A 15,498-nucleotide genomic window follows, 5' to 3' on the forward strand; every position below is an offset into this window, starting at 1 on the left:
TCTGCCCTGCCGGGCATCTCCCCCTCAAGGGGGGAGATTGGCAGCTTTGGCGATGCCTCATTCCTTTCGACATTGGTCATTGGCGAAGGTCGTCCCGACAGCCGATCTCCCCCTTTGCGGGGGAGATGGCCGGCAGGCCAGAGGGGGGTGCCTCGGACCGTCTTTACCCAACTAGCCTCACTGCGCCGGCACCTTGTCCAGAAAGCCGGTCACGTTCCTCAGGCGGCCATTCTCGATGATGCCGATGTCGGTACCTTCGATGACGGATTCGCTGCCTTCCGGGCCGAGGTTCCACGAGAAGCGGATTGTGTCGGCAAAACCGTCGGGCGCGCCCTTCAGGGAGAAGCGGAAGCCGGGAAAGCGCTGCTGCACGCCGTCGATGAGCGCTCCGACGCCGGCATGTCCATCACCCTGCATCAGCGGATCACGGTAGCTGACGTCGTCGGTGAAGATCGCCTCGAGCAAGGCTGCGCGGCGGGCCGCGTCGCTCTCGTTCCAGGCGGCGATGTAACCTCCGGCGATCTTATTGAGGTCGGCCATGGTCTGTCTCCTTTGTTGACTGGCTTTGACGCGACCGTTTTCGCCCGGGGAAAGAACGCAACCAATTACGCCTGAGGTAATCAGGGTGCCATTCGAGAGGAGAAAATCATGAGCAGCGGGTTTTTCGGCGACATCCAGAAGATCAAATATGAAGGGCCGGACTCGACCAATCCGCTCGCCTACAGGTTCTACAATCCCGACGAGGTGGTGGCAGGCAAGCGGCTGGAAGACCATTTGCGCTTTGCGGTTGCTTACTGGCACTCCTTTGCCTGGCCGGGGGGCGATCCGTTCGGCGGCCAGACTTTCGACCGGCCGTGGTTCCCGAAGGCGGGCGGCGTCGACACGATGGAACTGGCAAAACTGAAGGCTGACGTCGCCTTCGAAATGTTCTCGCTGCTCGGCGCGCCCTATTTCTGCTTCCACGACGCCGACGTACGGCCGGAGGGCAAGGATTTTGCCGAGAGCGCCGCGCGTCTCGACGAGATCGCCGACTATTTTGCCGGCAAGATGAAGCAGACGGGTGTCAAGCTCCTGTGGGGCACGGCCAACCTGTTCTCCCATCGCCGTTTCATGTCGGGCGCCGCCACCAATCCCGACCCGGATGTGTTTGCATACGCTGCGGCCACAGTGAAAAGCTGCATCGACGTCACCAAGCGGCTGAAGGGCGAAAACTACGTTCTGTGGGGCGGGCGCGAAGGATATGAGACGCTGCTCAACACCGACCTTGCGCGCGAGCAGGAGCAGGCCGGCCGCTTCCTTAGCCTGGTCGTCGACTACAAGCACAAGATCGGCTTCAAGGGCACCATCCTGATCGAGCCGAAGCCGCAGGAGCCGACCAAGCACCAGTATGATTACGATGTCGCGACCGTTTACGGCTTCCTCAAGCGCTTCGGCCTGGAAAAGGAGGTCAAGCTCAATATCGAGCAGGGCCACGCCATCCTGGCCGGACATTCCTTCGAGCACGAACTGGCGCTGGCCAATGCGCTCGGCATCTTCGGCTCCATCGACATGAACCGCAACGACTACCAGTCGGGCTGGGATACCGACCAGTTCCCCAACAACGTGCCGGAGATGGCGTTGGCCTATTACCAGGTTCTGCAGGCAGGTGGCTTCAAGACCGGCGGCACCAATTTCGACGCCAAGCTGCGCCGCCAGTCGCTCGACCCGCAGGACCTGCTGATCGGGCATATCGGTGGCATGGATTCTTGCGCGCGCGGCCTCAAGGCCGCTGCCCGCATGATCGAGGACAAGGCGTTGTCGGCGCCGCTGGCCGAACGCTATGCCGGGTGGAACACCTCTGAAGGCAAGGCGATGCTTGCCGGCAAGAGGACGCTGGAAGAGATCGCCGAGCGCGTCGTCAAGCAGAAGATCGAGCCTGAGCCGAAGTCCGGCCGCCAGGAATTGCTGGAAAACATCGTCAACAGATACGTCTGAACGATCGGCTCTTGAACCAGACCCGCCAAGGTACCGAAAAACGTTGGTGGCTAGCGTTCGATCCAGCCGAGAGAATGGCTTTACCCAAAAGGTGGGCAGCGGCGACATCGTTTTGCCCGTTGCCGCCCTCCAATCACCTCGCTCTTGCCTTCAAACAGCCGTCACGAATCTCCTATAAGGATGCTGCGTGGCGGAGCCGAAGAAGGAGGCGAACCGATGCAGAACGAACATGAAATCGACGCCCTGCTCTCACCGGGCGAAACAGGCTCCATCATCGATCGGCTGATGGCCATGCCGCGCAAGACCGACGATGCAAGGCTCTCGAACGAATGGGATCGCGCCGTCAGCAACCGTTTTGAAATCCGGCTGGTCAAGCAGATGCGCTCGCAACTCGACGGTGACCGCCGGGACGCCGCCTGATCGCACGTTCCATACCCCTGGCTAACCGCGGCGCAACCTGACCGGCGCTTCGCCGAAAGCCCTTGAAAATGCCCTTGAAAACGCCGCGGCGGACGAGAAGCCGGTGCGCGCGGCGATATCGGCCATCGCCACCCGCGTATCGACGACCAACCGGCGCGCCGCGCCCAGGCGCAGTCTGAGATAGTAGGCGCCCGGCGTCTCGCCGATCGACTTGCGGAAGATGCTTTCCAATGTCCGCGCCGTCACGCCGGCGCGCTTGGCCACCGCGTCTATGGTCAGCGGCTGGTCGACATGCGATTCCATCAGCCGGATGGCCTGCGCCAGGCGTGGGTCAAAGCCGTCGAGCCGGCCGAGAGAGACCAGTGGCTGCGCGTCCGTCGCAGCGCGGGCCTGATCATAGATGAAGACGCTGGCGACATCGAGCGCAACGGCCATGCCGAGCCGCGTGCGAATGAGATGCAGCATCAGGTCGAAGGTCGGCGACGCGCCACCCGAGGTGAAGACCGGGCCATCGATGACATAGCGGTCGGGCCGGACATCGACGCCCGGAAAGGCCGAGGAAAAATCCTCCATGTCTTCCCAGTGGGTAGTGGCGCTGCGTCCTTCCAGCAGGCCCGCGCGCGCCACAAGCCAGGTGCCGGCCTCGACGCCGCCGCAGGCGCGCGCCGTCCGCGCCGCGCGGCGCAGGCCTGACAGCAGGGTTGATGTTGCGTAGTTCTGGGTGCCGAAACCGGCGACGACGACAAGAACGTCTGTCGGTTCGGCCGCATCGAAACGGCCACTGACCGCCACTGGCAGGCCGCAAGTGGTGACCGGAGCCTCACCGGTCACCGAGACCAGCTTGAAATCGAACAAGGTCTCGCCGGAAATGCGGTTGGCGGCGCGCAGCGGATCGACGGCCGAGGCGACGCACATGATGGACGAGCCGGAAAACACCAGCAACGTCACCTTGAGCGGCGACCGTTCGGCGCGAAAGATCGTTGGCTTTTCGCTTTTGATCATGAGAGCTTCGTAAAACGCAAAGCAGTTTCCGGCAAGTCAGTCATTGTTGGCCCTACTGGTGCATGCCGTCACTCCAAAGCGCTTTCCACTGTTGGACGACATGCATGGCTATCTCGATTGGGAGGACATTCGATGCCGCTCGCGATGAACCGTGAGGTCTTCATTACCTGTGCCGTGACCGGGTCCGGCGGCTCCCAGGATCGCAGCCCGCATGTGCCGCGCTCGCCCAAGCAGATCGCGGATTCTGCCATCGACGCGGCAAAGGCGGGTGCGGCCATCGTCCACTGCCATGTCCGCGACCCCGACACCGGCAAGCCGAGGCGCGACGTGCATCTCTATCGCGAAGTGACGGAGCGCATCCGCGCGGCGAACGTCGATGTCATCCTGAACCTGACCGCCGGCATGGGCGGCGACATGGTGTTCGGCTCGCCCGAGGCGCCGTTGCCGCTCAACGAGAAGGGCACCGACATGGGCGGCGCCAGTAACCGCGTGGAACATGTGCGCCAATGCCTGCCCGAGATCTGCACGCTGGACTGCGGCACGATGAATTTCGCCGAAGCCGACTATGTCATGACGAACACGCCCGGCATGCTGCGCGCCATGGGCGGCATGATGACGGCGCTCGGCGTCAAGCCGGAGATCGAGGCTTTCGACACCGGCCATCTTTGGTTCGCCAAGCAACTGGTCGAGGAAAAGGTGCTCGATGCCGACGCCCTGGTGCAGCTCTGCATGGGCGTGCCATGGGGTGCGCCTGACGACCTCAACACTTTCATGGCGATGGTCAACAATGTGCCGTCAACCTGGAACTGGTCGGCCTTTTCCATCGGCCGCAACCAGATGGCCTATGCCGCCGCTGCCGTTCTCGCGGGAGGCAATGTCCGCGTCGGCCTCGAGGACAATCTGTGGCTCGACAAGGGCGTCCTGGCGACCAATGCGCAGCTCGTCGAGCGCGCCGCCAGCATCGTCACCAATCTGGGCGCCCGCGTCCTGGGGCCCGAGGAAGTGCGCAAGAAGCTGAACTTGACCAAGCGGGCGCCGATAGCGGCTTGAGTTGGAGGGACCCGGCATGGCTACCGTCAAATTCACCGCGATGAAGGATGGCGACAGGGACGACTACGCGTTCCTGACCGCGCATGAGACCGATTATGCCGCCAGGACAGGCGAGCGCCTGCTCGACGCGCTGGTGCAGCTCGACGAGGGTCTTTCGGGTTACAAGATCACCCGGCTCGGCCATTCCCTGCAGGCGGCCACACGCGCTTGGCGCGACGGCGCCGACACGGACTGGATTGCCTGCGCGGTGCTGCATGATATCGGCGACATCTACGCGCCCTATAATCATGACGAATATGCCGCTTCGATCCTGAAGCCGTTCGTGCGCGAACAATGCACCTGGGTGGTGGAAAAGCATGGCGACTTCCAGCGGCTCTATTACGCCCACCATGTCGGCGGCAATCGCCACGCGCGCGACCGCTTCGCCGGCCATGCCTATTTCGACGATTGCGACCAATTCTGCGAGCGCTGGGACCAGTCGAGCTTCGACCCCGACTACGACACGCTGCCGATCGAGTTCTTCCGGCCTTTCGTGCTCGAGGTCTTTGCCCGCAAGGCATACGACCCGGCGGTGATCCGCGCCGGCGAACGCGTGCCTCTCGTCGATTCAGAAACCGCCAGTACCAGAACCGGAGCGTCAGCATGAGCATCATCAACAAGGCGGCCGCCATCGGCGGCGGTGTCATCGGCGCCGGCTGGGTGGCGCGCCTGCTGCTCAACGGCATCGACGTTTCGATCTTCGATCCCGATCCCGAAGCGTCGCGCAAGGTCTCCGAAGTGATGAAGGGCGCGCGGCGCGCCTACAAACAGATGGTGCCGGGCGGCCTGCCCGTGGAAGGCAGGCTGACCTTCGCCAAGACCATCGCCGAGGCTGTTGCCGATGCGGACTTCATCCAGGAAAGCGTGCCCGAACGGCTCGACCTCAAGCATAAGGTGCTGGCCGAGATCGACACCCATTCGCCGGCCAACGCCATTGTCGGCTCGTCGACCTCCGGCATCAAGCCGACCGACATGCAGGTGGCCATGAAGAAACATCCGGAGCGGTTGGTGGTCGGCCATCCGTTCAATCCTGTCTATCTTCTGCCGCTGGTCGAGATCGTCGGCGGCGAACAGACCTTCCCCGAAGCAATCGAGGTCGCCAAGGAGATCTATGCCTCGATCGGCATGAAGCCGGTGGTCATCCGCAAGGAAATCGAGGCTTTTGTCGGCGACCGTCTGCTGGAGGCAGCATGGCGCGAGGCGCTGTGGCTGATCAAGGACGGCATCTGCACGGTCGAGGAACTCGACGACATCATGCGCTATGGCTTCGGCCTGCGCTGGGCGCAGATGGGCATGTTCCAGGTCTACCGCGTCGCCGGCGGCGAAGCCGGCATGCGCCACTTCATGGCGCAGTTCGGGCCCTGCCTGCAGTGGCCATGGACCAAGCTGATGGACGTTCCGGAATTCAACGACGAGTTGGTCGACCTCATCGCAACCCAGTCGGACGACCAGGCGCATGGCCTGTCGATCCGCGAGCTGGAGAGGATCCGCGATGACAATCTGGTCGCCATCATGGACGCGCTGTCGAAGCAGAACAAGGGTAAAGGCTGGGGCGCCGGCGCACTGCACAAGGACTACACCAAGCAGCTCGCCAAGCTGGCGGCCAAGAAGCCTTTGGCTTCCAAGGCGGGCGAGAAGGCCAAGGCTTTAAAGCCGGTGAAGAAGGCCGAAAAGAAAAAGACCGGCAAGAAGAAGGGCTGAGCCAATGGATTTCGGTCTTTCGGAAGAACAGAAACTCATCGTCGAAACGACGCGCGCCTTTGTCGAGAACGAGCTTTACCCGCATGAGCGTGAGGTCGAGCGCACCGGTGTCCTGCGCCGCGACCTGATCGAGGAGATCAAGGCCAAGGCGATCGAGGCCGGTCTCTACGCCGCCAACATGCCCGAAGAGGTCGGCGGCGCTGGGCTCGATACGGTGAGCTGGCTACTCTACGAAAAGGAACTCGGCCGCGCCAACTACGCACTTCATTGGACCTGCGTGGCGCGCCCCTCCAACATCCTGCTAGCCGGAACGCCGGAGCAGCGTGAAAAATACCTGTTTCCGTGCATCCGTGGCGAGAAATGGGACTGCCTGGCGATGACCGAACCGGGCGCCGGCTCAGACCTGCGCGGCATGAAGGCGACCGCTGTGCAAGACGGCGACGATTGGGTGCTGAATGGCACCAAGCATTTCATCAGCCATGCCGATCTGGCCGACTTCGCGATTGTCTTCATGGCCTCGGGCGAGGAGGATTCGCCACGCGGCAAGCGCAAGAAGATCACAGCCTTCTTCGTCGACAAGGGCACCAAAGGTTTTACGGTTCGCGACGGCTACCGCAACGTTTCGCATCGCGGCTACACCAATTCTATCCTGGAATTCGACGATTGCCGGCTGCCGGCCGCCCAGGTTCTTGGCGAAGTGCACAAGGGTTTCGAAGTCGCCAACTCCTGGCTCGGCGCCACCCGCCTGCAGGTCGGCGCCACCTGTCTCGGCCGTGCCGAGCGGGCGCTTGGCCACGCGGTGGAATATGCGGCGCAACGCCAGCAATTCGGCCAGCAGATCGGCAAGTTTCAGGGCGTGTCGTTCAAGCTCGCCGACATGGCGAGCGAGCTGAAGGCCGCCGACCTGATGGTCTTCGAAGCCGGCTGGAAATACGATCAGGGCACCGTCACTGACCGGGACATGGCCATGGCCAAGTTGAAGGCCAGCGAAATGCTCGCCTTCGTCGCCGACGAGGCGATCCAGGTCCATGGCGGCATGGGATTGATGGATGATCTGCCGCTGGAGCGCATCTGGCGCGACGCCCGTGTCGAACGCATCTGGGAAGGCACGTCGGAGATCCAGCGCCATATCATTTCGCGGGCGCTGCTGCGCCCGTTCGGGGCCTGAGCATGCACAAACTCGAGCGCCTTCTACGCCCGAAATCGATAGCCGTGTTCGGCGGGATACAGGCGGCCGCCGTCGTCGCGCAGTCGATCAAGATGGGTTTTGCCGGCGAGATCTGGCCGGTGCATCCGACCAAGGACGAGGTCGCCGGCCGCAAAGCCTATCGTTCAGTGGCCGACCTGCCGGGCGCGCCCGATGCCGCTTTTGTCGGCGTCAACCGGCATCTGACCATCGAGGTCGTCAAGGCCCTGGCGGAACGCGGCGCAGGCGGGGCCGTCTGCTTTGCCGCCGGCTTCCTCGAAACCGAAGCCTATGACGACGACGGCGAGCGGCTGCAGGCCGAACTTGTCGCCGCCGCCGGGTCGATGCCGATCATCGGGCCGAACTGCTATGGCCTGATCAACTATGCGGACGGTGCGCTATTGTGGCCCGACCAGCATGGCGGCATAAGGTTGGCCGAAGGCGGCAAGGGCGTCGCCATCATCACGCAGTCGTCCAACATCGCCATCAACATGACCATGCAGAAGCGCGGCCTGCCGATCGCCTTCCTGATGACCGCCGGCAACCAGGCGCAGACGGGCCTGTCCGAAATGGCGCTCGGCCTGATCGAGGACGAAAGGGTTACGGCGCTCGGCCTGCATATCGAGGCCTTCGATTCGGTCGCCGGCTTCGAAAGACTGGCCGCGAGGGCGCGGGAACTGAAGAAGCCGATCATCGCCATGAAGGTCGGCCGCTCTGAACAGGCGCGTCAGGCGACGGTCTCGCACACCGCCTCTTTGGCCGGCTCGGACGCCGCTTCGGGCGCCTTCCTGAAACGGCTGGGCATCGCCCGCATCGATTCCATCCCCGCCTTCATCGAGGCGCTGAAGCTCCTGCACATCACCGGGCCGCTGCCGGGCTACACGCTGTCCTCGATGAGTTGCTCGGGCGGCGAGGCATCGGTGATGGCCGACAGCGCCGAGGGCCGCCGGGTCAAATTCCCTGTGCTGACCGAGGCGCACCGCGCCCATGTGAAGTCTACGCTTGGACCTCTGGTGGCCGTCGCCAACCCGCTCGATTATCACACCTTCATCTGGAACAATGAACCGGCGATGACCGCCACCTTCACCGCCATGGTGTCGGGCGGTTTCGACTTGAACATGCTGGTGCTCGACTTTCCGCGACCCGACCGCTGTTCGGTCACCGACTGGTGGGCGACTCTGCGCGCCTTCGAATCGGCGCTGAAGACCAACGAGGCGCATGGCGCGATTGTCTCCTCGCTGCCTGAGAACCTGCCTGAGGAGTATACCGCCGAACTCATGGCGAGGGGCATGGTGCCCTTGTTCGGCATTTCCGAGGCCATGGACGCCGCGCAGGCCGCGGCCTTTATCGGCTGGGCTTGGCGCGAGCCGCAGGCACAGCCGATCGACACCTCCGCTGCAGGAGCGGCCGGCGGCGAGCATGCGACCCCGGACGAGGCAGAGGCCAAGTCTCGGTTGATCAAGGCCGGGCTTCCGGTGCCGAAAGGCGAGCGCGCCGGGAATGCGGTCGAGGCCGTCATTTCTTCGATGGCGCTCGGCTTCCCTGTCGCCGTGAAGGCCTTGGGCGTCAGCCACAAATCCGAGGTCGGTGCCGTCAGGCTCAACCTCAGGGATGCCGAATCCGTCAGCGCGGCGGCGCATGATCTGCTGCCACTCGGCACCGGCCTCTATGTCGAGCGCATGGTGCGCGACGGTGTCGCCGAGCTCCTGGTCGGCTTCACCCGCGATCCGATGTTCGGCGCGGTGATGACGCTCGGCACCGGCGGTGTGCTCGTCGAACTGCTTCGCGACAGCGTCACGCTGATGTTGCCGGCGACCCGCGACGACATCGAGGCGGCGCTGCGCGGCCTCAAATTGTTTCCGCTACTGGACGGCTATCGCGGCCGTCCGAAAGCCGATGTCGCGGCCGCGATCGACGCCATCGCGGGCATTGCCGCCTTCGTGCAGGCGAATGCGGGCGAGATCGAGGAGCTCGACATCAATCCGCTGATCGTCTGCAGCGAAGGCAAGGGCGCCTGGATCGCCGACGCATTGCTGGTGCTGGGAGAGAACAAGAATGTCTGAGGTCATTTCCACCCGCCACGAGGGAACCATCCTCGAGGTCACGCTCGACCGGCCCAAGGCCAACGCCATCGACCTGAAGACCTCGCGCCTGATGGGCGAGACGTTCAAGGCGTTCCGCGACGATCCGGAATTGCGCGTCGCCATCGTCAAGACCGCCGGCGACAAGTTCTTCTGCGCCGGCTGGGACCTGAAGGCCGCGGCCAGCGGCGAAGCGGTCGACGGTGATTATGGCGTCGGCGGTTTTGCCGGCCTGCAGGAGCTGCGCGACCTGAACAAGCCGGTCATCGCCTGCGTCAACGGCATGGCTGTTGGCGGCGGGTTCGAACTGGCCCTGTCCTGCGACCTCATCTATGCGTCCGACCATTCATCCTTCGCCCTGCCCGAAATCCGCGCCGGCACGCTGGCCGACGCCGCGACGATCAAGCTGCCGAAGCGCATCCCCTATCATGTCGCCATGGACCTGCTGCTGACCGGCCGCTGGATGGATGTCGCCGAAGCGCATCGCTGGGGCCTGGTCAACGAGGTTCTGCCCAAGGAGAAGCTCGAGGACCGCGTCTGGGAGATCGCCCGGCTCCTGGCCGGCGGCCCGCCGCTGGTGTTCGCAGCGATCAAGGAGACGGCGCGCGTGGCCGAGTCGCTGACTTTCCAGGATGCGATGAACCGCGTGACGCGACGGCAATTGCCGACGGTGGATGCGCTGTATGGATCGGACGATAATATGGAAGGCTTCCGCGCTTTTGCCGAGAAGCGCGACCCGGTTTGGAAGGGGAAGTGACGTCTGAGATGGCGGCGCGCCCACCATGACCGACTACACCAATCTCATCGACGCCGAGACATGGGCGTTCATCGAGCGGACCAATTCCTATTACCCGCCCGACACGATCGACTACACGATCGTACAGCAGCGGGAAATATACGACCGTATGTGCCGGGAATTCTTTGCCGGCTATCCCCAGGGCGTCATCGTTGAAACGTCCACGGTAGATGCCCCTGCCCACCGAATCCCTATCCGCATCTATCGAGGCGGGACGCAGGCGGCAGCGACGGTGCTCTACTTCCACGGCGGCGGCTTCATCCTCGGTGGACTGGAGAGCCATGACGATGTCTGTGCCGAGCTCTGCGCCCGAACCGGCCACGAGGTAGTCTCCGTCGACTACCGGCTGGCGCCGGAGCACCCGCATCCGGCCGCCTTCGACGATGCGATAAAGGCTTTCGCGTGGGCCGCTTCCACGCGCGATCGTCCCATCCTGCTTTGCGGCGACAGCGCCGGCGGCAATCTCGCCGCCGCCGTCAGCCATGCCACGCGTGCTGGCGCGAGAAGACCTGTCGGCCAGGTGCTGATCTATCCAGGCCTCGGCGGCGACCGCTCGAAAGGGTCCTATGTAACGCATGCCGAAGCGCCCATGCTGACGGTCCGAGACCTCGAATTCTACAAGCATATACGCACCGGCGGGGCGGATCGTGGCATTGATGCGACGCTGGCTCCGCTTACCGACACCGACTTTTCCAACCTGCCGCCGACGGTGCTGATTACCGCGCAATGCGATCCGCTATCATCGGATGGCGAGACCTATCGCGACCGGATCATGGCAGCCGGCGGGAGCGCCGTCTGGGTCGAGGAGCCAGGCTTGGTGCATGGCTATCTCAGAGCGCGGCATACGGTCGGTCGGGCCGGCGAAAGTTTCACCAGGATCGTCGAGGCGGTGACCGCTCTCGGCAAGGGCGACCGGCTCTTGTAGAGTGGGGATAGCGGGATCCTATTGCACGGCGGCCGCTGCCGCCCTGCCGGCGCCACGGCCGGAAAAGATGCAGCCGCCGAGGAAGGTGCCTTCGAGCGCCGCATAGCCATGCATGCCGCCGCCGCCGAAGCCCGCGGCTTCGCCAACGGCGTAGAGCCCGGGCACGGGCTCGCCATCGGCACCCAGCACGCGGCTGTCGAGATCGGTCTGCAGGCCGCCCAGCGTCTTGCGGGTCAGGATGTTCAGCCGCACCGCGATCAGCGGCCCGCTTGCCGGGTCGAGGATCTTGTGCGGCTTGGCCGTGCGGATGAGACGGTCCCCCAGATAGGCCCGCGCTCCCCGCAAGGCGGTGACCTGCATGTCCTTGGAGAACGGATTGTCGAGCTGGCGGTCGCGCGCGCGAATCTCTCGCTCGACCTGAGCAAGATCGAGCAGCGGCTCGCCACCGACCAGCGCGTTCATGCGGGCAACCAGCGTCGAAAGGTCGGCTTCGACGATGAAGTCCTCGCCCTTCTCCATGAAGGCGCGCACCGGCCCGGGAATGCCCGAAGTGGCGCGGCCGAGCACCTGGCGCCAGCTCTTGCCGGTCAGGTCGGGGTTCTGTTCGGAGCCCGACAGCGCGAACTCCTTCTGGATGATCTTTTTGGTCAGGATGAACCAGGAATAATCGAAGCCCGTACTCATGATGTGGGAGAGCGTGCCCAGCGTGTCGAAGCCTGGATAAAGCGGCACCGGCAGGCGCTTTCCACGGGCGTCGAGCCAGAGGGACGATGGGCCCGGCAGGATGCGGATGGCATGGTCCGTCCAGACCGGCGCCCAGTTCCTGATGCCCTCGACATAGTGCCACATGCGGTCGCGGTTGATGATCGAGCCGCCGGCCTGTTCCGTGATCGCCAGCATGCGGCCGTCGACATGGTCAGGCACACCGGTGATCATGCGCTTGGGCGGCGCGCCGAGCCGTTGCGGCCAGTTTTCGCGGACGAGCTGATGGTTGGCGCCGATGCCGCCGGAGGCGACGATCACGGCTTGCGCGTGCAACTCGAAATCGCCGGCCACATCGCGCGAACTCTTGCGGCCACGCTCAACGGCGCTCGGTTGCAGGATGACGCCGCGTATACCGGTCACGACCGCGCCCGTACGCGTCAGTTCGTTGACGCGGTAGCGAAACCTGAAGCTGACCAATCCCCGCTTCTGCGCCTCGCGCACGCGCTGCACAAACGGTTCGAGCACGCCCGGGCCGGTGCCCCAGCTGATGTGGAAACGCGGCACCGAATTGCCGTGGCCAATGGCGTTGCCGCCGCCGCGCTCGGCCCAGCCGACGACTGGAAAGAATTTCAGGCCCCGCTGCAGAAGCCAGGAGCGCTTCTCGCCGGCGGCGAAGGCGACATAGGCTTCGGCCCATTTGCGCGGCCAGAAATCCTCAGGCCGGTCGAAAGCGGCTGTTCCCATCCAGTCCTCGAGCGCCAGGTCGTGCGAATCGCGGATGCGCATGCGCCGCTGCTCGGGAGAATCCACCAGGAAAAGCCCGCCGAACGACCAGAATGCCTGGCCGCCCAGAGACTGCTCCGGCTCCTGGTCGACAATGATGATCTTCTTGCCGGAATCGGCCAGTTCCGCGGCTGCAACCAACCCGGCCAGGCCCGCGCCGACAATGATCACATCCGCGTCGTCAGCCATTGTTCCTCCGGGATCAGCCGCCAATTCCCGACGGAGGTCAGACGGTCTCCCAGCTGCCGTCCTTGTCGCCGGCGCGGAAGATTGCGTCGATGACCTTCTGGTTGAGGATGGACTCCTCCAGGGTGAAGACACGCTCCTTGCTGCCCTGTGCCGCTCGCGCGAAGGTCTCGACCTCGAGCCGGTACTGCTGCGTGCCGGGGAAGCGAAATACCTGCGCTTCGCTGTGATTCTGGTTGTGCAGTTCGACCCTATGATGGTCGTACAGCCCGGCATTGAAGGGCGAGAACAGTTCGATGAAACCCGTCTCGCCGTGGAACACCATGACTTGGCGCGCCGCCATCTGCGTGGACAGGTAGAAGGACAGTTCGAAATCACCGAAATCGGCGCGGATCGAAGAATAGATGTCGGTGCCGAATTTCTTGTCGCGCTCGATCTTCGCCTGAACGCGCAGCGGCTCCTTGCCGGTCGAAAAGCGCGTCGACACGGTCGGGTAGACGCCGATGTCCGGCAGCGCGCCGCCGCCGAGGTCGAGCTGGTTGCGCATGTTGTTTGGGTCGACATTGTAATAGGAGAACGCGCCTTGGACATGGCGCAGCCTGCCGATGGCGCCGGCAGCAATGAGGTCGCGCACCTTGATCCATTGCGGATGGTAGATGACCATGAAGGCCTCGCAGACCAGAACTTTCTTCTGATCGCGCAGCTTGATCAGTGGCGGGATCTCCCTGGCGTCGAGCGCCAACGGCTTTTCGACCAGAACATGCTTGCCCGCTTCGATGGCCTTCGCCGTCCATTCGACGTGCTGCGAGGTCGGCAGCGGGATGTAGACGCCGTCGATCTCCGGCGAGGCCAGCAACTCCTCATAGGAACCGAAGGCGTGGCGGGCGCCGAAGCGCTCGCCCAGCGCCTTCGCCTTCGACAGGTCGCGGCTGGCGATCGCCGCCAGCACGCCGTTCTCCGACTCCACGATCGCCGGCAAAAGCTGCTCGCGACCGATCTTGGCCGTCGACAACACACCCCATCGGAACATCGCACTCTCTCCCTGTCGGTTATAGGTGAGGAGACTTGCCTGAAATCTGCGGAAAAGCCAATGCGGGGTGTGGGTTTCCTCGCCCCACGAAGTGGGGAGAGGTAGCCCGGCGAAGCCGGGACGGAGAGGGGGCGCCTTCGTGAAGTGCCCAACCTGCCGCTTCGAGCACCCTTGGACGTATGTCTGATCGAGGGGTGCTGCCACCACGAAGGCGCCCCCTCTCCGTCTCGGGCTTCGCCCGAGCCACCTCTCCCCCGCGTTGCGGGGGAGAGGAACCAGGCCGCGCTATCCCCTTTTTCCCGTCAGCATCATGTCGAAATCGACGATGTTGGAATAGATCGGCGTGCCGACATCCATGCCATAGCGCGACCTCAGCACCTTGCCCGTGACATGAAATTTAATGGTGCCGCCCTTGAGGCCGCCAAGCTCGGCCGTGAACTTTTCCGGATACGTCTTGCCGCGCGCCGTCAGCCGGCCGGCAACGAGTGCTGTGGTGTCGCTGGTGCGCGTCACGCTGGTGGAACGGAACCGGATTTCGGGGCTGTTGGCCGCATCGAACACGGCGTCGGAGCGCAGGAATGCATCGATACGGCCCTGGCCGGTGCCGACGCTTTCGGGAAAGATGGTGAAGTTAACCTCTGAGCGGCCGACATCGCCATTATCGATGCGGATCGAGCCCTTGAAGCGAGCAAAGGAACCATTGAGCCCGCCGCCGCCGACCTTGCCTATGGAGAAGCGGATGCTGGATGTAGCGGGGCTGATCGAATAGGTGCCGGCGGCGTCGCCAAGCGCGACGGCCGCTGAGACAGGCATGGCTAGGCAAGCGGCGACCGCCGCAAATCCGAGGATGCGCGCATACATGGGATATTCCTTCTGGAGGCGGCGCCCTTTACTGCGCCCTCGGGTCCATGAACGACCGAACCCGGCGCTCTATTCCACGTCTATTCTGACGATGGCGTGATCATGCGCTTCAGCACGGCATCCCCGAGCTGGAAGTGATGGCGCAAGGCCGCCGCGATATGGACCGTGACCAGCGCCATGCCGGCATAGGCGAGATACCAATGCGCGGCCGCCCAGAAACTTTCGGCGGCATCCGATTCGGCGAGCGGCAGGTTCGGCATGATGAACAGGTTGAACGGCAGGCTTGGGATCTCCAGCGTCGACACCGACACCAGCGCCCAGCCCGACAAAGGCAGGGCAAGCTGAAACGCATAGAGCGCCAGGTGGGCGAGCGGCGCGGTGCGACGCTCGCACTGGCCAACCGAGAGCGGCAAGGGCGGCGTTGAATTGCCGAGACGCCAGGCGATCCGGAGGATGATCAGGCCAAGCAGCAGAAAGCCCAGGGACTTGTGGAGTTGGATCAGTTCGAACGCCGTTCGCTGGCTCGTAAGCCGCACCATGACGAAGCCAAGCCCGAGCTGACCCAGGAAGATCAGCGCGATCAGCCAGTGGAGAAGGATGGTTGCCCAGCCGTAGCGGGTCGCAGTGTTGGTGATGGCCGATTGCATAAATGGCAAACGGGTCTGGACCATGCTTTCTTCCTGACGATGACAGCGTCCCTCGCACTATTTACGGTGAGAGGATGCCGGCAGCCAGGTGAGAGGCAGCCCCACCTTGGCA

The 15,498-nt window shown here is 63.9% G+C and carries 15 protein-coding genes; 9 read left to right on the plus strand and 6 right to left on the minus strand.

The annotated features are described in order from the left end of the window. Nucleotides 1-177: 177 nt before the first annotated feature. On the minus strand, nt 178-540 hold the full coding sequence (locus LB513_RS12785) for a nuclear transport factor 2 family protein (protein WP_224663866.1): 363 nt from the start codon (nt 538-540) through the stop codon (nt 178-180). A 108-nt stretch (nt 541-648) separates the two neighbouring features. On the opposite strand from LB513_RS12785, the gene xylA reads away from it, so the two are divergent. Further along, a complete protein-coding gene (gene xylA, locus LB513_RS12790; protein WP_224663867.1) occupies nt 649-1,974 on the plus strand; it encodes a xylose isomerase in 1,326 nt (441 codons plus the stop codon). A gap of 216 nt (nt 1,975-2,190) precedes the next feature. After that, nucleotides 2,191-2,394, plus strand: coding sequence for a hypothetical protein (locus tag LB513_RS12795; RefSeq protein ID WP_224663868.1), 204 nt, complete (start codon nt 2,191-2,193; stop codon nt 2,392-2,394). 21 nt (nt 2,395-2,415) lie between these two features. On the opposite strand, the gene LB513_RS12800 is transcribed toward LB513_RS12795, so the two are convergent. Further along, nucleotides 2,416-3,396, minus strand: coding sequence for a GlxA family transcriptional regulator (locus LB513_RS12800; protein ID WP_224663869.1), 981 nt, complete (start codon nt 3,394-3,396; stop codon nt 2,416-2,418). A 132-nt stretch (nt 3,397-3,528) separates the two neighbouring features. Between LB513_RS12800 and LB513_RS12805 the strand changes: the two genes are divergently transcribed. Genes LB513_RS12805 through LB513_RS12835 form a run of 7 tightly spaced genes read left to right on the plus strand, consistent with a single transcriptional unit; the run spans nt 3,529 to nt 11,174 of the window. Further along, nucleotides 3,529-4,446 (plus strand): 3-keto-5-aminohexanoate cleavage protein, encoded by a 918-nt coding sequence (locus tag LB513_RS12805; RefSeq protein ID WP_224663870.1) that lies wholly within the window; start codon nt 3,529-3,531, stop codon nt 4,444-4,446. 16 nt (nt 4,447-4,462) lie between these two features. Next, nucleotides 4,463-5,092 (plus strand): HD domain-containing protein, encoded by a 630-nt coding sequence (locus LB513_RS12810; RefSeq protein WP_224663871.1) that lies wholly within the window; start codon nt 4,463-4,465, stop codon nt 5,090-5,092. Beyond that, nucleotides 5,089-6,186, plus strand: coding sequence for a carnitine 3-dehydrogenase (locus tag LB513_RS12815; protein ID WP_224663872.1), 1,098 nt, complete (start codon nt 5,089-5,091; stop codon nt 6,184-6,186). The genes LB513_RS12810 and LB513_RS12815 overlap by 4 nt, the downstream gene beginning before the upstream one ends. 4 nt (nt 6,187-6,190) lie before the next feature. Then, nucleotides 6,191-7,354, plus strand: coding sequence for an acyl-CoA dehydrogenase family protein (locus tag LB513_RS12820; RefSeq protein WP_224663873.1), 1,164 nt, complete (start codon nt 6,191-6,193; stop codon nt 7,352-7,354). Between the two features lie 2 nt (nt 7,355-7,356). After that, nucleotides 7,357-9,435, plus strand: a complete 2,079-nt coding sequence (locus LB513_RS12825) for an acetate--CoA ligase family protein (protein WP_224663874.1) — start codon at nt 7,357-7,359, stop codon at nt 9,433-9,435. Next, a complete protein-coding gene (locus tag LB513_RS12830; RefSeq protein ID WP_224663875.1) occupies nt 9,428-10,210 on the plus strand; it encodes a carnitinyl-CoA dehydratase in 783 nt (260 codons plus the stop codon). The genes LB513_RS12825 and LB513_RS12830 overlap by 8 nt, the downstream gene beginning before the upstream one ends. A 25-nt stretch (nt 10,211-10,235) precedes the next feature. Continuing rightward, on the plus strand, nt 10,236-11,174 hold the full coding sequence (locus tag LB513_RS12835; RefSeq protein WP_224663876.1) for an alpha/beta hydrolase: 939 nt from the start codon (nt 10,236-10,238) through the stop codon (nt 11,172-11,174). Between the two features lie 18 nt (nt 11,175-11,192). Here LB513_RS12835 and LB513_RS12840 read toward each other — a convergent pair whose 3' ends face one another. The 4 genes from LB513_RS12840 to LB513_RS12855 form a co-directional block, all read right to left on the minus strand. Then, a complete protein-coding gene (locus tag LB513_RS12840; RefSeq protein WP_224663877.1) occupies nt 11,193-12,851 on the minus strand; it encodes an FAD-binding dehydrogenase in 1,659 nt (552 codons plus the stop codon). Nucleotides 12,852-12,888: 37 nt separating this feature from the next. Next, complete coding sequence (locus tag LB513_RS12845; RefSeq protein ID WP_224663878.1) at nt 12,889-13,878, minus strand: Gfo/Idh/MocA family protein; 990 nt, start codon at nt 13,876-13,878, stop codon at nt 12,889-12,891. 285 nt (nt 13,879-14,163) lie between these two features. After that, complete coding sequence (locus LB513_RS12850; RefSeq protein WP_224663879.1) at nt 14,164-14,739, minus strand: YceI family protein; 576 nt, start codon at nt 14,737-14,739, stop codon at nt 14,164-14,166. An 80-nt stretch (nt 14,740-14,819) separates the two neighbouring features. Beyond that, nucleotides 14,820-15,386: a cytochrome b gene (locus LB513_RS12855; RefSeq protein ID WP_224663967.1), complete on the minus strand. Its 567-nt coding sequence runs from the start codon at nt 15,384-15,386 to the stop codon at nt 14,820-14,822. Nucleotides 15,387-15,498 lie beyond the last annotated feature (112 nt).

Source organism: Mesorhizobium sp. ES1-1 (assembly GCF_020164785.1).
GTDB lineage: Bacteria > Pseudomonadota > Alphaproteobacteria > Rhizobiales > Rhizobiaceae > Mesorhizobium.